At 70.3% G+C, this 17,645-nt stretch carries 15 protein-coding genes; 10 read left to right on the plus strand and 5 right to left on the minus strand.

Features of this window, described 5'->3' with window-relative positions:
* Nucleotides 1-28: 28 nt before the first annotated feature.
* The gene (locus ACIBEF_RS19650; RefSeq protein WP_396794671.1) at nucleotides 29-2,347 is read right to left on the minus strand and encodes a right-handed parallel beta-helix repeat-containing protein; all 2,319 of its coding nucleotides are present in this window, start codon (nucleotides 2,345-2,347) and stop codon (nucleotides 29-31) included.
* Between the two features lie 175 nt (nucleotides 2,348-2,522).
* On the opposite strand from ACIBEF_RS19650, the gene purB reads away from it, so the two are divergent.
* Complete coding sequence (gene purB / locus ACIBEF_RS19655; RefSeq protein WP_238689259.1) at nucleotides 2,523-3,947, plus strand: adenylosuccinate lyase; 1,425 nt, start codon at nucleotides 2,523-2,525, stop codon at nucleotides 3,945-3,947.
* A 128-nt stretch (nucleotides 3,948-4,075) separates the two neighbouring features.
* Here the strand turns inward: purB and ACIBEF_RS19660 are convergent, their stop codons facing one another.
* Nucleotides 4,076-4,639 carry a YbjQ family protein gene (locus tag ACIBEF_RS19660; protein ID WP_357203695.1) on the minus strand — a complete coding sequence of 188 codons (564 nt, stop codon included), beginning with the start codon at nucleotides 4,637-4,639 and terminating at the stop codon, nucleotides 4,076-4,078.
* A 24-nt stretch (nucleotides 4,640-4,663) separates the two neighbouring features.
* Nucleotides 4,664-5,347, minus strand: a complete 684-nt coding sequence (locus ACIBEF_RS19665; RefSeq protein WP_396794673.1) for a S1 family peptidase — start codon at nucleotides 5,345-5,347, stop codon at nucleotides 4,664-4,666.
* A 379-nt stretch (nucleotides 5,348-5,726) separates the two neighbouring features.
* Here ACIBEF_RS19665 and purS point away from each other — a divergent pair, with 379 nt between their 5' ends.
* Genes purS through ACIBEF_RS19685 form a run of 4 tightly spaced genes read left to right on the plus strand, consistent with a single transcriptional unit; the run spans nucleotide 5,727 to nucleotide 10,146 of the window.
* Complete coding sequence (purS, locus tag ACIBEF_RS19670; protein ID WP_350854676.1) at nucleotides 5,727-5,990, plus strand: phosphoribosylformylglycinamidine synthase subunit PurS; 264 nt, start codon at nucleotides 5,727-5,729, stop codon at nucleotides 5,988-5,990.
* Nucleotides 5,987-6,670 (plus strand): phosphoribosylformylglycinamidine synthase subunit PurQ, encoded by a 684-nt coding sequence (gene purQ / locus ACIBEF_RS19675; RefSeq protein WP_210784151.1) that lies wholly within the window; start codon nucleotides 5,987-5,989, stop codon nucleotides 6,668-6,670. Before purS ends, purQ begins: the two co-directional genes overlap by 4 nt.
* Before the next feature lie 46 nt (nucleotides 6,671-6,716).
* Entirely contained in the window at nucleotides 6,717-9,386 is a 2,670-nt protein-coding gene (gene purL / locus ACIBEF_RS19680; protein WP_396794674.1) for a phosphoribosylformylglycinamidine synthase subunit PurL, read from the plus strand.
* A 4-nt stretch (nucleotides 9,387-9,390) separates the two neighbouring features.
* Nucleotides 9,391-10,146, plus strand: a complete 756-nt coding sequence (locus ACIBEF_RS19685) for a 2-phosphosulfolactate phosphatase (protein WP_396794703.1) — start codon at nucleotides 9,391-9,393, stop codon at nucleotides 10,144-10,146.
* A gap of 163 nt (nucleotides 10,147-10,309) precedes the next feature.
* Here the strand turns inward: ACIBEF_RS19685 and ACIBEF_RS19690 are convergent, their stop codons facing one another.
* On the minus strand, nucleotides 10,310-12,310 hold the full coding sequence (locus ACIBEF_RS19690) for a hypothetical protein (RefSeq protein WP_396794676.1): 2,001 nt from the start codon (nucleotides 12,308-12,310) through the stop codon (nucleotides 10,310-10,312).
* Between the two features lie 161 nt (nucleotides 12,311-12,471).
* Here ACIBEF_RS19690 and ACIBEF_RS19695 point away from each other — a divergent pair, with 161 nt between their 5' ends.
* From ACIBEF_RS19695 to amcA, 5 genes are all read left to right on the plus strand, one after another.
* Nucleotides 12,472-12,825, plus strand: a complete 354-nt coding sequence (locus ACIBEF_RS19695; RefSeq protein WP_238672767.1) for a sterol carrier family protein — start codon at nucleotides 12,472-12,474, stop codon at nucleotides 12,823-12,825.
* Between the two features lie 167 nt (nucleotides 12,826-12,992).
* Nucleotides 12,993-14,531, plus strand: coding sequence for an amidophosphoribosyltransferase (purF, locus tag ACIBEF_RS19700; protein ID WP_396794678.1), 1,539 nt, complete (start codon nucleotides 12,993-12,995; stop codon nucleotides 14,529-14,531).
* A 57-nt stretch (nucleotides 14,532-14,588) separates the two neighbouring features.
* Nucleotides 14,589-15,743 (plus strand): phosphoribosylformylglycinamidine cyclo-ligase, encoded by a 1,155-nt coding sequence (purM, locus tag ACIBEF_RS19705; protein ID WP_196920530.1) that lies wholly within the window; start codon nucleotides 14,589-14,591, stop codon nucleotides 15,741-15,743.
* Between the two features lie 172 nt (nucleotides 15,744-15,915).
* The gene (amcB, locus tag ACIBEF_RS19710) at nucleotides 15,916-17,019 is read left to right on the plus strand and encodes a cyclophane-forming radical SAM peptide maturase AmcB (protein WP_396794704.1); all 1,104 of its coding nucleotides are present in this window, start codon (nucleotides 15,916-15,918) and stop codon (nucleotides 17,017-17,019) included.
* Complete coding sequence (gene amcA, locus ACIBEF_RS19715) at nucleotides 16,988-17,215, plus strand: multiple cyclophane-containing RiPP AmcA (protein WP_396794680.1); 228 nt, start codon at nucleotides 16,988-16,990, stop codon at nucleotides 17,213-17,215. Before amcB ends, amcA begins: the two co-directional genes overlap by 32 nt.
* A 136-nt stretch (nucleotides 17,216-17,351) precedes the next feature.
* Here the strand turns inward: amcA and ACIBEF_RS19720 are convergent, their stop codons facing one another.
* Nucleotides 17,352-17,567, minus strand: a complete 216-nt coding sequence (locus ACIBEF_RS19720) for a DUF3073 domain-containing protein (RefSeq protein ID WP_124821603.1) — start codon at nucleotides 17,565-17,567, stop codon at nucleotides 17,352-17,354.
* Between the last annotated feature and the right edge of the window lie 78 nt (nucleotides 17,568-17,645).

Raw genomic sequence — 17,645 nt, forward strand, 5'->3', positions numbered from 1 at the left:
CCGGCGGGCGTCGTTCGGTCGCGCCGGCTCAGCCGAGGGTGAACTTCTCCCAGGTGCTGACGGCCGGGCCGTTGGCGATCAGCGGCTTGCTGCCCGCGCCGTCGGCGCTGACGTACTTGCTGTTGATGCCGGCCTTGAAGCTGACCGTGCCGTCGCTGTTGCGGACCATGGCGAACTTCTCCCAGGTGCTGACGGCCGGGCCGTTGGCGATCAGCGGCTTGGTGCCCGCGCCGTCGGCGGACACGAAGCGGCTGTTGGCGCGGGCGAAGAGGGCGATCTGACCGCTACCGAGGTCGGCGATGTCGAACCGCTCCCAGCTGCCGACGGTCGCCGCGCTCGCGATCAGCGGCTTCACACCGGCACCGTCGGCTATCACGTAGCGGCCGTTCACGCTGGCCTTCAGCGACCTGTTCGCGTCCGCGACCGGCACCTGGGCGAATTTCTCCGAGGCGCTGATGGTGGACCGGCTGGCGCTCATCGAGATGGCGCCGCTGGCGTCGGCGGTGACGTACAGGTTGTTGCTCGCCTTGAGGCTGACGGTGCCGTCACTGTTGCGGACGACAGTGAACTTCTCCGGCGTGCCGACCACCTGGCCCACGGCGTTCAGGGACTCGTTGGCCGACTGCGTGACGTAGCGGCCGTTGGACCGCGCGACGAGGGCCACCTGGCCGTTGCCGGCGTCCCCCAGGTCGTACTGCGCGGCGGCGGTCAACCCGGCCTGGTTCGGCAGGAGAACCGACGCGGACGTTCCCACGTAGCGACGGTTCGACATCGCGAGCAAGCCCACGGAAGCGGTGCGCCGCAGCACGCTGACCTGCTCGGTGCTGCTGCCGGTCAGGCCGTCGGTTCCGGTGGGGCTGACGGTGACGTTGTAGGTGCCCGGCGTGGCGTACTTGTGCGTGGCGATCGGACTGGAGTGGCTGGTGGAGATTCCGTCGCCCCAGCGCACGTCGTAATCACGGATCGGGACGAAGCCCGGCGTCGAGGCCGAGGCGTCCACCCTGACCGTGCTCGTGGCGAGGTCCACTGTGGCGTCGAAGGACGACACCGGGTGTTTGATGGACTCACCAGCGCCACGGTCGGCGTACGCGATCGGGCCGGCGCCGGTGTTCGCCACTGCCGGATCGTCCCGGCGAGGCTTGCCCTCGGTGTCGAGATCCTGGTAGCCGGGCGCCGTCGAGTTCGCCGAGTCGACATTCTCCCGGACATCCGACGTGTACCGGTCGTGTGCGGCCTGCCCGGAGACGGTGCGGAACTGGGTGAGACCCATCCTGGTTCCGTTCCACGAGTAGCCGGTCGCGGAAGCGGACTGGTGCCAGGTGTTGTTGTAATCGATCACCGTGCCGCTCACCGCGGCGTCGTGGACCGCGATCTCAGCACCTTCGGAAGCCTGCGGGTCGCAGTAGCCCTGGTTGAAGGCGGCGTTGTTGCGGAGCACGTTGTTCTGCACCGAGACCTGCGACGATGCACCGTCAACCTGGATGCCGCCCAGGCAGCGGTCCTGGATCTCGTTGTTGGCGATGGCCGTGCCCACGGCTCCGCGGTTGTGGATGCCGTACCCGATCCCGCCCTTGATCCGGTTGTTGGCGATCACCGTCCCGGCGGCGGCAGGGCCCACCGAGATGGCAGCTCCGGAGAAGCCGGCGACATCGCCGTCAACGATCGTGCTGCGCGGCCCGTCGACTCGAATGCCCACGCCGCTACCGGCGGCGCCGTGGTTCGGGGCGGTCGACACCAGCGTGTTGCTAACGCGCACGTCGCTGGTGGAGGCATCCATCGTCAATCCGTCGGCGAGCGTCGCTCCGGTGGCGATGAGGCCATCCAGCCATGTCCACGTCGAATTGGCGAGTCGGATGGCGGGCGCGGTGGCGACGTTCGCCATGGTGAATCTGCCGCCTGCGACCACTACGTTCGAGGCGTTCCGCAGATCGAGGGCGGGCACGTCGGCAGACCCACTGACATTGATTTCCTGGATATAAATGTCGTGCTGGCCGTCGACGACCAGCCCCGCGTTGGGACCGACGAGCGTCACCGGGGTGCGAGTGGTCTTGGCGACGAAAGCGATTCCCGATTCCGGGGTGCCAGAGCTGGTGATGGTGACGCGCTCGGCGTAGGTGCCGCCGTCGATCCAGACCTCCCCGGGGGCGGTCACCACGGCGGCTGCGGCACCGATCGTGCAGAACGGCGTGTCGTCGGAGCCGGGCCCCTGGTCGGAGCAGTTCGCGTCGGCCTGCTTGACGTGCAGAAGCATCACAGGGTCGTCTGCCTGGGCGGGTGCGCCGGTGGCCAGAAGGGTGCCGCCGGTTACCGCGATCGCGGTGAGGCCGGCGAGGAATTTTCTACGCATGCATGCCCTCTGTCGTGAAGGGTGGATTCGGCTTCGCCGGAGATCAGATGGAGACCATGATCCGATACCGGCTGGTAGCGCGCCGCCCCGGCGGACAAAACGGCCAACGGGCCCCAGCGGCACCCGCCCTGGCCTGCCGGCCGTACGGGCCGCCGGGTAGGAGAGAATGAGGCACGTGACGACGATCCCCAACGTGCTGGCCAACCGGTACGCCTCGCCCGAACTGGTCGCCCTCTGGTCCCCGGAGGAGAAGGTCCGGATGGAGCGGCGGCTCTGGCTCGCCGTTCTCCGCGCTCAGCGCGACCTGGGAGTGCCGGTGCCGGACGGCGTTGTCGAGGCGTACGAGCGGGTGCTCGACCAGGTCGACCTCGCCTCGATCGCCGAGCGGGAGCGGGTCACCCGGCACGACGTGAAGGCCCGGATCGAGGAGTTCAGCGCGCTCGCCGGGCACGAGCACGTGCACAAGGGGATGACCTCCCGGGACCTCACCGAGAACGTCGAGCAGCTCCAGGTGCGCGCCTCACTGGAGCTGATCCGCGACCGGGTGGTGGCCACCCTGGCCCGGTTGGCCTGGCTGGCCCACGAGCACTCCGAGTTGGTCATGACCGGCCGGTCGCACAACGTGGCGGCGCAGGCCACCACGTTGGGCAAGCGCTTCGCGTCGGCGGCCGAAGAGCTGCTGATCGCGTACGAGCGACTGGAGGAGCTGATCGCCCGCTACCCGCTGCGGGGGATCAAGGGACCGGTCGGTACGGCCGCCGACCAGCTCGACCTCTTTGACGGTGACGCCGACAAGGTGGCCGAGTTGGAGCGGCGAGTCGCCGAGCACCTGGGCTTCTCGCGGGTGCTGGACAGCGTCGGGCAGGTCTATCCGCGCTCGCTCGACTTCGACGTGCTGGCCGCGCTGGCCCAGACGGCCGCCGCGCCGTCCTCGTTGGCCACCACGATCCGGTTGATGGTCGGCCAGGAGCTGGCGACCGAGGGCTTCAAGCCGGGTCAGGTCGGTTCCAGCGCGATGCCGCACAAGATGAACACCCGTTCCTCCGAGCGGGTGAACGGCTTCGCCGTGATCATCCGTGGTTACCTGTCGATGGTCGGCGAGCTGGCCGGTGACCAGTGGAACGAGGGGGACGTGTCCTGCTCGGTGGTCCGCCGGGTGGCCCTGCCGGACGCGTTCTTCGCCGCCGACGGGCTGTTCCAGACGTTCCTCACCGTGCTCGACGAGTTCGGCTCGTACCCGGCAGTGATCAACCGGGAGCTGGAGCGGTTCCTGCCGTTCCTGGCCACCACGAAGATCCTGGTCGCGGCGGTCCGGCGCGGCGTCGGCCGGGAGGTCGCCCACGAGGTGATCAAGGAGCACGCGGTGGCGGTGGCCCTGGCGATGCGCGAGAAGGGCTCACCGGAGAACGACCTCTTCGACCGCCTGGCAGCGGACGGCCGACTCGGCCTGTCCCGCGCCGACATCGACACCCTGGTCGCCGACCGCAACGCCTTCGTCGGCGCCGCCCAGGCCCAGGTGGCAGCCGTGACGAGCCGCATCACCACCGTGGTGACGGCCCACCCGAACGCCGCCACCTACAGCCCACCCCCCATCCTCTGACCCCACCCCACCCCTTACTCTCCCGGGCTGTTGATCATGAAGTTGTTGCCACGACACGCCGATTGGGGTGGCAACAACTTCATGATCAACGAGGTTGGGGGTCTGGACCCGGGCCGCGGTGGGTGGGGTTACTCGCCGGTTGGGGTTTCTGCTGCGGTGCGGAGGTTGGGGGCGCTGGCGGGTTCGGCGATGCCGCCAAGAGATTCGGCGAAGGCCGGGTCGGTGGCGGTCTCCGCCGCGACCGCCGGCTGGTCGGCCGGCATGACCTCGGGCATCTTGGGTACGGCGACCACCGCCGTCCCGTAAGCGCAGATCTCCATCCACATCTCGCCGCAGTCCCGGCTGTCGAACCGCATGCCGATCACCGCGTTCGCGCCGATCCGGAGGGCCTCCTCGCCGAGGCGGGTCACCGAGTCGGTGCGCCACCGGGTCAGGTTGTCCGGGGCCATCGGGTCGTACGCGCCACCGCGCAGGTTCTTCACACCCTCGCGGTACGGGTTGCGCGTCCTGGCCATCGATGACACCACCTCACCGAGAATCTGGCGGATCTCGTAGCCGGGCAGTTGCTCTGTCGTCACGACCAGCACGGTTCCGATGCTGTCAGGAGTGGCCCGACCCGATCGGGTGCATTGTTCACCTGATCGGATGCTGCAAAACGACGCGGCGCGGACGGCCGGCACGTGGCCGACCATCCGCGCCGAGCGGGGCGCTAACCGTCAGACACCGGCCACCGAGGTGATCCAGGCCCGGTTGTACGCGACGCTGCCGTAGTTCTGGATGCTCGACCCGTCGGCGGTGGAGGCGACGCCGACCTGCAGACCGTTGTAGAACTGCGGGCCGCCGGAGTCACCGCGCCAGGCGTTGCCGTTGATCCGGGAGCTGCGGATCGCCTGGCCGCCGTACGCGTCGGTGGCGCCGTTGCTGGTCACCCGGACGGTGGCGGTCTTGAGCTGGGTGGACGCCGAGCAGCCGCTGTAGCAGGTCATGCCCCAGCCGTAGATCGAGTTCGTCGAGTTGATCGGCGGGTTGCTGCTGGCCAGGCTGACCGCGGAGGTGCTGACGGTGCTGGAGAGCCGCATGAGCGCGAGGTCGTTGCGGGTGTAGGTGGCGCTGACCGTGCGGGTGACCCCGCCGGAGGTGCGATTCACGCTTCCGACGCGCACCGACATGGTGCCGCTGATGCAGTGCCGGGCGGTGAGCACCCACTGCGCGGCGATGACGCTGCCGGAGCAGGTGAACGAGCCGTTGCTGAGCACCGCGGCGGCCCAGGGGGCGGACGACACGGTGCCGCCGCCGATGATGGGCTGCGGGCCGGCGGGGGCGGCGGACGCGGCGGACGTGACGCCGAGGGCGCCGACCAGCGCGGTGCTGAGGATGGTGAGCAGGGGGCGGATGCGCATCGGGTGGACTCCTTGGACGGGGCGGGCCCGGGGTCGCCGGGCGCGGGCGGCGCCGGACGGCGGGCGCTCCGGCGCCGGCAGATCGACCTATGTCGATGTAGAGTAGGGCGCGACGCGATCGTTATCAAGGAGGTCATCGAGCGTTGTCATGAAGGTCATCGAGGTTGCCCGATGTAACAATTCGGCCACCCACTGCGCCGTATACGTCCTGCTAGGGCCACTTGTAGCGCCTGGCGTGTCACCCTGAGCGTCAGTAATGTCGATCACTGCCTGAACCGCACCCGGCCGGTGCGTCCGCGGCGATATCTGCCAGGTACGCTGGCTGCGCTCGCCCATTTGTGGGTCGGCACCCAACTGCGTACACAGTCAGGAGTGCCCAGTGCCTCGCGTCGTCGTCGACGTCATGCTCAAGCCCGAGATCCTTGATCCGCAGGGCCAGGCCGTCGCAAACGCGCTGCCCCGGCTCGGCGTCGGTGACGTCGCCTCGGTTCGGATCGGCAGGCGCATCGAGATCGAGTTCACCGGTGAACCGGACCTGGACCGCGCCCGGGAGATTGCCGACAAGCTGCTCGCCAACCCGGTCATCGAGGACTTCACCGTCCGCGTGGTCGAGGCCGACGAGACCGCGGACGCCCGCTCGTGACCGCCCGGGTCGGTGTGGTCACCTTCCCCGGCTCGCTCGACGACGGGGACGCGGCCCGGGCCGTCCGGATAGCCGGCGCTGAGCCGGTCCGGCTCTGGCACGGCGATCCGGAGCTGCACGGTGTCGACGCGGTCGTCCTGCCCGGCGGTTTCTCCTACGGTGACTACCTGCGGTGCGGCGCCATCGCCCGGTTCGCCCCGGTGATGGAGACGATCGTGGACGCCGCCCAGGGTGGCCTGCCGGTGCTCGGCATCTGCAACGGCTTCCAGATCCTCTGCGAGGCGCACCTGCTGCCCGGCGCGCTCACCCGCAACCAGCACCTGCACTTCCGCAACCGGGACCAGGTCCTTCGCATCGAGTCGGCCGGGACGGCGTGGACCAACGCGTTCCAGCCCGGCCAGGAGGTGCTCATCCCGGTCAAGAACGGCGAGGGCTGCTACGTCGCGGACACCGCGACGCTGGACCAGCTCGAAGCCGAAGGTCGGGTGGTCGCCCGCTACGTCGGCGGCAACCCCAACGGGTCCCAGCGCGACATCGCCGCGATCACCAACGCCGCCGGCAACGTGGTCGGCATCATGCCGCACCCCGAGCACGCGGTGGAGGCGCTCACCGGCCCTTCGCTGGACGGCCTCGGCTTCTTCACGTCGGTCCTCAAGCACCTGGTCGGGGCGCCGGCATGAGTGCGACTAGCGGCTTCGGCGGGCACGAGCGCAGCGAGGAGAGGTCATGACCACCCATCCGGATCCGGTACGGGACACGCCGGAGGCGTACTCCGCCCCGGCGCAGCCGGCCGAGCCGAGCCCCGCGCAGCCGGCCGCACCGGCGACCGCTCCCGCCCAGCCGGCCGCCGCCGTCTGGGCCGAGGGCGTGGACACCGTGCCGCGCGCCGGTGGCACCCCGGGCGAGCTTCAGCCGTACACCGAGCTTGGTCTGCGCGACGACGAGTACGACCGGATCCGGCAGATCCTCGGTCGCCGGCCCACGCAGTCCGAGCTGGCGATGTATTCGATCATGTGGAGCGAGCACTGCTCCTACAAGTCGAGCAAGGTGCACCTGCGCCAGTTCGGCGAGAAGGCCCCGCACAGCGACCGGCTGCTCGCCGGCATCGGTGAGAACGCCGGTGTCGTGCAGATCTCCGACGAACTGGCGGTGACCTTCAAGGTCGAGTCGCACAACCACCCGAGCTTCGTCGAGCCGTACCAGGGCGCGGCGACCGGCGTCGGCGGCATCGTCCGGGACATCCTCGCCATGGGCGCTCGCCCGGTCGCGGTGATGGACCCGCTGCGCTTCGGTGCCGCGGACCACCCGGACACCGCCCGGGTGCTCACCGGCGTGGTCGCCGGAGTGGGCGGCTACGGCAACTGCCTGGGCCTGCCCAACATCGGTGGCGAGCTGGTCTTCGACCCCTCCTACCAGGGCAACCCGCTGCTCAACGCGCTCTGCCTGGGCGTGCTGCCGGTCAACCGGTTGCAGAACAAGGCCGCCGCCGGGCCGGGCAACGTTGTCGTCCTCATGGGCGCCAAGACCGGCCGTGACGGCATCGGCGGCGTGTCGGTGCTGGCCAGCGCCACCTTCGACGAGGGCAGCGAGGCGCGCCGACCCGCCGTGCAGGTCGGCGACCCGTTCACCGAGAAGCTGCTCATCGAGGCGTGCCTTGAGCTGTACGACGGCGAACTTGTCGTCGGTATTCAGGACCTCGGCGGCGCCGGCCTGACCTGCGCGCTCACCGAGACCGCCGCCGCTGCCGGCACCGGCATGCGGGTCTGGCTGGAGCGGGTGCCGCTGCGTGAGCCCTCGATGGACCCGCACGAGATCCTGGCCAGCGAGTCGCAGGAGCGGATGCTGCTGGTCGTCGAGCCGGACAAGCTCGACGCCGTGCTCAAGACCTGCGAGAAGTGGGGCGTTCTCGCCATCGCGATCGGTGAGGTCACCGCACCGGAGCCGGACGGCCGTCCGGGTCGCCTGCTGATCACCTGGCAGGACCACCTGGTCGTCGACGTGCCGCCGGGTTCGCTGGTGGACGACGGCCCGGTCTACGCCCGGCCGATGCGCGAGCCGGCCGACCTGATCCTGCTCCAGGCCGACCGTGCCGAGACGCTGCCCCGCCCGGCCGACCCGGACGCGCTGCGCGAGACCGTGCTGCGCATGATCGCGTCGCCGAACCTGGCCGACAAGACCTGGGTCACCGAGCAGTACGACCGCTACGTGCTGGGCAACACGGTGCTCGCCCAGCCGGAGGACGGCGGCGTGATCCGGATCGACGAGCGGACCGGTCTCGGTGTGGCGCTGTCGGTGGACGGCAACGGCCGGTACACCCGACTGGACCCGTACAACGGCACCAAGCTGGCCCTGGCCGAGGCGTACCGGAACGTCGCGGTGACCGGCGCGAAGCCGATCGCCGTGACCAACTGCCTCAACTTCGGTTCGCCGGAGGACCCGGGCGTGATGTGGCAGTTCGCCGAGGCCGTACGCGGCCTGGCGGACGGCTGCCTGGAGCTGGGCATCCCGGTGACCGGCGGCAACGTCAGCTTCTACAACCAGACCGGCGCGGCGGCCATCCACCCGACCCCGGTTGTCGGCGTGCTGGGTGTGCTGGACAACGTCGCCGACCGGGTGCCGATGGGCTTCGCGCCGCGCGCCGCTGGCGACCACGACCAGCTCTACCTGCTCGGCGAGACGAACGTGGAGCTGTCCGGCTCGGAGTGGGCCTGGGTGACGCACGAGCACCTCGGTGGTATCCCGCCGCAGGTCGACCTTCTCCGCGAGAAGGCGCTCGCCGAGTTGCTGGCCGAGGCGGCCCGCGTCGGTCACCTCAGCTCGGCACACGACCTCTCCGACGGGGGCCTGGCCCAGAGCCTGGTCGAGTCCTGCCTGCGTCGCGGCGTCGGTGCCCGGGTCGCGGTGCCGGAGCAGTTCGCCGAGGGTTCGATGCCGTTCGTCTACCTGTTCAGCGAGTCCGCCACGCGGGCGCTGGTCTCGGTGCCGCGCGGCCACGACAAGGCGTTCGCGGCGCTCTGCGCCGAGCGGGGCGTGCCGTTCGAGCTGATCGGCGTCACCGACCCGTCCGGTGGAGCGCTCGAGGTGCACGGCCAGTTCCGGATCGGCCTGGACGAGCTGCGTACCGCGCACACCGAGACGTTGCCGCGCCTCTTCGGGGGTTCGGCGGCCGTCGAGGTGCCCGCGCCGGCCGCCGGTGTGGCGGGTGCGGTCGAGGCCGTACCGCTGCCGGGCGAGCCGGCCGAGCCGGTCGACGCGGCCGAGGTGGTCTCCGAGCCGATCGCATCCTCGGGTCCGTCTCCGGAGACTGGCGCGGTCGAGCCGATCGGATCAGAGCAGCCGGGCGAGGTGTCCGAGCCTGACTCCGGTGTCACCGAGCCGTCGCCTGACGAGCGCTGAGGCGTTGTCGGCCGCCGTCCACGGCCAGCCCGGATCGGGTGCCCGGTTCGACTGGGGGCTGACCGGGGCGGCCGAACTCGGCCGGGTCTGCGCGGCGCTGGTGGTGGTGGACGTTCTCTCGTTCACCACCGCCGTGGAGGTGGCGGTCGCCCGGGGCATGCGGGTGCACCCGTTCCCCTGGGGTGAGCAGGCGGCCGAGTACGCCGTCCGGGTCGGTGCGACCGCTGCGGTCGGGCGGCGGCAGACGACCGCGGAACATCCGTGGTCGCTCTCGCCCGCCGCGCTGAGCAGCGCACCGGTGGTGGCGGACCTCGTGCTGCCCTCCCCGAACGGCTCGGCCATCAGCGCCGCCGCCAGCGCCACCGGTCTGCCGGTGGTCGCGGCGTGCCTGCGCAACGCGCGCGCCGTCGGGCACTGGCTGCGCCGCCAGGGGTACGGCACGCTGGACGCCCCGATCGGCGTGATCGCCTCGGGGGAACGGTGGCCGGACGGGTCGCTGCGACCGTCGGTGGAGGACCAACTCGGCGCTGCCTCGGTGCTGGACGCCCTCTCCGGTGTGCCCGGTGGGCTCTCGGTGGAGGCGGCCATGGCGCTCGCCGCGCTGGCGAGCACCCCGGATCTGCCCGCCGCGGTCCGCGGCAGCGTCTCCGGACGGGAGTTGACCGAGAGCGGCTTCGCCGCGGACGTGGACATCGCGGTCCGGATCGGCGTGTCAAACGTCGTGCCGGTGCTCCACCAGGGCGTCTTCTCCGCCGCCTGACCCGCCCCCATCCCGCGATCTTGCACTTTCTGTCCTGACATAGGGGGCATTGCGTGCGTATCGGCGACCGAAACTGCAAGATCGGCGCGGGTCGGGTTGGTCTTGTGAGAGCGAAACGGCCACCCGGATCTCCGGGTGGCCGTTTTCGTGTGCTGTGGTGGGTTCAGTCGTCCAGCCAGTCGAGGCGGCGACCGCCGCGCTCGGTCGGCGGGGGGGTGTCCGGTCGGTTCCGCCCGGCGGGCTGGCCGTAGCCGCCCTGGTCGTAGCCCCGGTCGTCGTAGCCGCCGCGCTGCTGCGGAGGCTCCTGGCCGTAGGTGCCGCCCTGGTCGTAGCCGCCGGCGGGCTGGCCGTAGCCGCCCTGGTCGTAGCCCCGGTCGTCGTAGCCGCGCTGCTGCGGAGGCTCCTGGCCGTAGGTGCCGCCCTGGTCGTAGCCGCCGGCCGGTTGGCCGTAGCCGCCCTGGTCGTACCTGCCAGCCTCGGGAGCGCCGTACCCTGCGGTCGGCTCGGCGGCGCGACCGCCGTACGGGGCGGCATCGGGCTGGCCGTAACCCTGCCCCTGCTCGGGCTGGTAGACGCCGGTGGCGTACGGGTCGGCCGGGGCCGGGTACTGGGTGCTGTCGCCGGTGTAACGGCCGGTCGGCTCGTCGAACCGCTCGCCGTAGCCAGCTCCGCCAGCGGGAGCCGGCGGGTAGGCGGCGGTGCCGCCCGGGGCGTCGTAATCACGACCGCCGTAGCCGCCACCGGAGGCTGGGGCGTTCCCGTAGCCGGCACCGGAGGCCGGAGCATTGCCGTAACCGGCACCGGGCGTGGCACCGTAGCCGTCACCGGCCGCACCAGCGCCGTAACCGCCCTCGGGGCCGGCCGGGGAGCCGTAGCCGCCACCGGAGGCGGGGGCGTTGCCGTAGCCGCCGGCACCGTACCCAGCGGACGCCGGTTCCTCGCCGTAGCCCGCGCCACCCCAACCCTGCTGACCCGCGCCGCCGTAAGGCTGTGCAGGCGCGCCGTACGGGTCTGGCGGAACGTCGTCGACCACCGGACGGTGCATCATCGTCGGCGCCTCGCTCAGCGCCGCGCCGCCGACCATCGTTGGATCCACTCCACCGCCGGGCCGACCGCCGACCACGCGGGTCTGGTCGTCCGGACCGCGGAAACCGCCCCGAGAGGGAGGCACCACACCGCCGCCGCCGGCAGCCGCCGGAGCGTCGTCGTCGTCGCCGTTCTCCCTGCGCTTCATCCAGAGCAGCACGATCGTGCCGACACCGGCGGCGACCAGGAGACCACCAAGCAGAATGATCAGGTACGAGCTGAAGCCGCCGCCGTCGTCCTCGCTGTTCGCCGCGTTCGCCGGAGCACCCTGGCTGGCCTCCTCGGTGGGCTCCTCCTCGGTGCTCTCCTCGGTCGCCTCGTCGGTGGGAGTGGCCTCGGGGGTGGCGGACGGCGTCGCGCTGGGCGTCGTCTCGACCTTGATCGCGAGGCTGAGCCGCTGACCGGTGACGGCCTGCCCGGCGCTGGCGTTCAGGGACTTGAACGCCTTGATGTTGTCGAACGATGCGCCCAGGTCGATCCGTCCGGGCGCGATCGGGTTCTGGGTGGTGCCGGTGAACCGGAAGTCGCCGCTGCCATTGCTGGTGGCGTCGTAACGGTGACCGGCGGTGTCCTGGAGGACCACGAACGCGTTCGCCACGGCCTTGCCGTCGCCCTGCGCGACCACCTTGCCGGAGACCGACCGCACGGTCTGGTTCTGCGGCGGCGGCGGAGCGGCGGCCGCGTTGACGGTGACGCGGAGAGTGCGGGAGTTGGAGTCCCCCGTTACCGTGATTTTCGCCTGAGTGCCGTTGGCTGCGGGCGCGTTGCCTGCCGCAGACAGGGTCAGGGTCACGCTCTTCGGCGCGAGCGCTTCGTCGAAGGTGACCGGGCCGCACCCGCCGCAGGTGACACCGTCAGGAAGACCGGTCACGTCGATGTCTGCGGAGTTTTCGCCGACATCGGGTCTTATGACCACGTTGACTCTGCTGCTCTTGCCAGCATCGATTGTGACGGAGTTGTCAGCGGTGCTGATCTTCGCGGCCAGGGCTGGTGTGGCGGGGACGGCGAGCAGAGCGCCGGCAACCAGCGCTACGACCACACCGGCCCGCTGCTTCCAGGCACGTCGGTGTGTTGACACGTCCACCGCCTTCCGGGCTGACTTCCCTCTGACCGGCGGGGCGCCGGGCCGGGGATCATCACGGTACGAATACGCCGTCGGCAACTATGCCTTGTCCGACTGCATGAGCGCGACCCAGGGCCAGCGTCGCGTGTCTGGCCTGGGGGTCGTATCGTCCCGTCGTGTCCTCTCCGCACAGTAAGTCCGCTGCCGTTGCGGCCGCTTTGTCGGCGCTCGACGAGGGGCGTACACCCGAACGGCCGGTGTTCCGAGAAGCGGTCCGGTCGTTGTTGGCCGTCCTCGCGGAGCGCGCCCCCGGCCGATCGGTGGAGGTGCGCGTTCCACCATACGGGGCGATCCAGTGCGTACCGGGGCCTCGACACACCAGGGGAAATCCACCAAACGTGGTCGAGATGGCCCCGAACACCTGGTTGGAGCTGGCAACCGGCAGGGTCGCCTGGGCGGAGGCGGTCACCGACGGTCGCGTCCAGATGAGTGGCAACCGCGCGGACCTCTCGGCGTATCTGCCCCTCTAGTTGTCCCGATGTCCACTCCCCGTGACGCTGAGCAGGGGAATCGTGACTTTCTGTATTGACGCCGATTCGCGTACACTGTCAGGCGATGACAGTGGTCCCGGCAGAGGAGAGTGGATCCGCCCGTGATCCCCGCCCGGCCGGTCCAGACCAGCATGAGGGAGCGGTAGGTGCCCCGAGGCGACGGCCGGCTGAGCCACGACCTTGATCCCCAACGACCTGGCCCCCAGGATGCCTGCGGCGTCTTCGGCGTCTGGGCCCCCGGCGAAGAGGTTGCCAATCTGACCTACTTCGGCCTCTACGCCCTACAGCACCGCGGCCAGGAGGCGGCGGGCATCGCGGTGAGCGATGGCTCCGGCGTGGTGGTCTACAAGGACCTCGGCCTGGTGGCGCAGGTCTTCGACGAGCCCACCCTGGCCAGCCTGCGTGGTCACCTGGCGATCGGGCATGCCCGATACTCCACCACCGGCGCGTCCAACTGGGAGAACGCCCAGCCGACGATCCGGTCGACGACCTCCGGCACGACCATCGCGCTGGCCCACAACGGCAACCTGGTCAACACGGCCGAGCTGGAGAAGGAGGTCGCCGAGCGCGGCCTCATCGCGGACGGCTCGACAAACGACACCTCCCTGGTGACGATGCTTCTCGCCAGCCGACCGGATCTGTCGGTCGAGGCAGCGGCGCTGGAGGTGCTGCCGCAGCTGCGCGGCGCGTTCAGCTTCGTCTTCATGGACGAGTCGACCCTCTACGCGGCCCGCGATCCGCACGGCGTCCGCCCGCTGGTGCTCGGCCGCCTTGAGCGCGGCTGGGTCGTCGCCAGCGAGACGGCCGCCCTGGACATCGTCGGCGCCAGCGTGGTGCGCGAGGTCGAGCCAGGCGAGTTGATCGCGATCGACGAGAACGGGCTGCGCTCCACCCGGTTCGCCGTGCCGGAGCCGAAGGGCTGCCTCTTCGAGTACGTCTACATCGCCCGCCCGGATGCCACGATCGCCGGGCGCAACGTCCACTCGGCCCGGGTGCAGATCGGCCGGCAGTTGGCCAAGGAGCATCCGGTCGAGGCCGACCTGGTGATCCCGGTGCCCGAGTCGGGCACCCCGGCTGCCATCGGGTACGCGGAGGCGTCCGGCATCACGTACGGCGCCGGCCTGATGAAGAACCCGTACGTGGGTCGCACCTTCATCCAGCCGTCGCAGACCCTGCGTCAGCTCGGCATCCGGCTCAAGCTCAACCCGCTGCGGGAGAACGTCCGCGGCAAGCGGTTGGTGGTGGTGGACGACTCGATCGTGCGCGGCAACACCCAGCGCGCCATCGTGCGGATGCTGCGTGAGGCGGGGGCGCTGGAGGTGCACGTCCGGATCTCCTCTCCGCCGGTCAGCTGGCCGTGCTTCTACGGCATCGACTTCGCCACCCGGGCGGAGCTGCTGGCCAACGGGTTGGACAACGACGGCATCCGGCGCTCCATCGGCGCCGACACGCTGGGCTTCGTTTCCCTTCCCGGTCTGATCGCCGCGACCGAGCAGCCGAAGACCAGGTTGTGTCGGGCGTGTTTCGATGGGGAGTACCCGATCGAGTTGCCAGCCGGCAACCTGATCGGTAAGCACCTGCTCGAAGGGGTGGGTCGACGCGTCGCCAACTCGGCGCCGGAGGCCCCGCTCACCAACGGCTCGTCCGTCGCCACTCCGGGTGGCGTTACCGCAAACCGCCCGTAGCACCAACCGGCGCGGCCCGGCTACCGCCGGCGGCACCGAGAACCAAAGGGGAGAACCGTGACGCACGTGTCCGAGCGCAGCGGCGCAGGAAGCAGCCCGACCGGCGCCGGCGGCGACCGCCAGCCGTGGACGGGCGGTGCTGGCCGCCAGGCGCGCAAACGCTCGGTCTCGTACGCCGACGCCGGTGTCTCCATCGACGCGGGCGACCGCGCGGTGGAGTTGCTCAAGTCGAAGGTGCGGCAGACCCGCCGTCCCGAGGTGCTCGGTGACCTCGGTGGCTTCGCCGGCCTGTTCCGTCTGGACACGAAGAAGTACAAGAGCCCGATCCTGGCGTCCTCCACGGACGGGGTGGGCACCAAGCTGGTGATCGCCCAGCAGATGGACATTCACGACACGGTCGGCATCGACCTCGTCGCGATGGTCGTCGACGACCTGGTGGCCTGCGGCGCCGAGCCGCTGTTCCTGCTCGACTACATCGCCACCGGCGAGGTGGTGCCGGACAAGGTCGCCGAGATCGGCGCGGGCATCGCCGACGGCTGCCGCTACGCCGGCTGCGCGCTGCTGGGCGGGGAGACCGCCGAGCACCCCGGCGTCCTGCGTCCGGACGAGTACGACATCTCCGCGACCGGTGTGGGCGTGGTCGAGGAAGCCGACATCCTGAGCCCCGAGCGGGTCGAGGTGGGCGACGTGGTGATCGCCATGCGCTCCTCCGGCCTGCACTCCAACGGGTACTCGCTGGTCCGGCACGTGCTGCTGGGCGCGGCCCGGATGCGTCTGGACATCGTGATCGACGACTTCGGTCGGCAGCGGACCCTCGGCGAGGAGCTGCTCACGCCGACCAAGATCTACGCCAAGGACTGCCTCAAGCTGATCGCTGAGGCCGAGGTGCGGGCGCTGTCCCACATCACCGGTGGCGGCATCCCCGGCAACCTGGTCCGGGTGCTGCCCGAGCACGTGGACGCGGTGGTCAACCGGTCCACCTGGAAGCCGCAGCCGATCTTCGACCTGATCCAGACGAAGGGTCGGATCGACGACCACGACATGGAGTCGACCTTCAACATGGGCGTCGGCATGTTCGCGATCGTCTCGGCCGAGGACGCCGACCGGGCGCTGGCCACCCTGACCGGCCGTGGCGTCGAGGCGTGGCAGGCCGGCGAGATCATCGAAGGCACCGGCAACGTGCAGATGGTCGGTCAGCACACCCGAGGATGATCACCCTGCGGTGATCGTACGGGCACCTGATCAGGGCTTCACCCGAGTGGCCAATGCCGCCTAGCCTGAAGGGCACCCTTCAGAGACGGTCGGGAAGCCGCGAGGCTTCCCGACCGCCTCTCAGGCTAGGCGGAGGAGGGCGATGGCTGCTCGGGGACAGTCGTTCAGTGGGATGCGCGGCCTTGCCGCCGTCCCGTCGTACGTCGTCATGCAGCCCATCACCCTCTGCAACCTCGACTGCGCGTACTGCTATCTGCCGTTTCGCGCCGCCGACCGCCGGATGCCGGTGGCGGTGGCCGAGGCGGTCGCGGCAGCGGTCAATCCGTGGGCGGCGACTGGTCGGTTCTCCGTCGTGTGGCACGGCGGCGAGCCCCTGGCCGCCGGTCGAGAGCACCTGGCCGATCTGATCGCCCCGTTCGGGCCGGCGGTCGAGCACCACGTGCAGACCAACGCCACCCTCATCGACGACGACTGGTGCGATTTCTTCGCCCGGCACGAGATGCGGGTGAGCGTGAGCGTCGACGGGCCCCGGGCGCGTAACGGCGACCGGGTCAACCGGGGCGGTCAGCCGGCGTACGACCGGATCCTGCACGGCATCTCGGTGCTGCGCCGGCGCGGTCTGCCCTTCTCCGCGCTGGCCGTGGTGTCCCGGCCCGAGCCGGGGCTCGCCACCGAGCTGTACGACTACTTCCTCGAGCTGGGCTGCGACGTGCTGGGCATCAACATCGAGGAGACCGAGGGGGTCAACACCCGCGACAACCGCCACGACCCGTCGGCGGTGTCCGCGTTCTGGGCGGAGTTGGTCGGGGCGTGGCGTCGGGAGCCCCGGATCCACCTCCGCGAGATCGAGTGGTCGTTGCGTTACGCCGCGGCGGTGCTGGACAACTCGGCGGACGGGGTGCTGCCCCGCCATCTGGATCCGATCCCGACGATCGGTCACGACGGCTCGGTGATCGTGCTGTCGCCGGAGTTGGCCGGGTTCACCGACCCCCGCTACGGCGACTTCAGCAGCGGCAACGTGCTGACGACCCCGTTGGCGCAGATCCTCGGCAACGCGGCGTCGACGCCGTGGGTGGGGGAGTTCCTGGCCGGGGTGGAGGCGTGTCGGGCGTCCTGCCCGTACTTCGGCTTCTGCGGTGGTGGTCATGCCGCCAACCGTTACTTCGAGCTGGGGCGTTTTGACGGTACGGAGACCGAGCACTGCCGCAACAGCAAGATCCGCCTATTGGAGGGAGTGTTGGAGCATGCCCGAGACCACCAGTCACCGGCGGCCTGAGCGCGAAGCGAACGACGGAGTCACCGAACGGGTGCGGGACGCGGCGCCCGCGCTCGTCGCGCTGCTCCAGGAGGCCGAGGACGCACGGCTGCTGCGTTCGGAGGTGTCGGGCGGAGGGGGCACCAGCGTGGTCTGCGCCTGGAACCACTTCGAGAACATCCCGACGTTCTACAACTGGAACAATCGCCCGCGCTGAGGGAGCCGTTGTCAGGGGCCTGTCGAACGACCGGAGTGGATCCGGTCGGGCCAGGCCCCTGATCGTCGGCGACTGCACCTGCACGGGACGTGCGTGAGCACGCGGGGGTTACCGCGTGCTCAGCTGCGTCGAGAGGTCAGCGGGTCGGACGGACCCAGGGATCTGGGTCGTCGTCAGCGTGATCCTCATCATCATCGCCGACGGACTCTTTAGAGTCGTCGTCGAAGTGGTGCTCAGACTTACCAGCACCCGCCAGTTCGCGCTGCAAAGCGGTGAGGTCGGTGTTCGGGGAGTGGTACTTCAACTCCCGCGCCACCTTAGTCTGCTTGGCCTTAGCACGGCCGCGCCCCATGGCTCGACCCCCTCGCACAGAATGCGGGGCAGCCCGAAGGCGGGCCCCGATGACGTCAGGCATCTCTCGTGGCTCTTA

It is taken from the genome of Micromonospora sp. NPDC050795, from assembly GCF_044456785.1.
Classification (GTDB): domain Bacteria; phylum Actinomycetota; class Actinomycetes; order Mycobacteriales; family Micromonosporaceae; genus Micromonospora.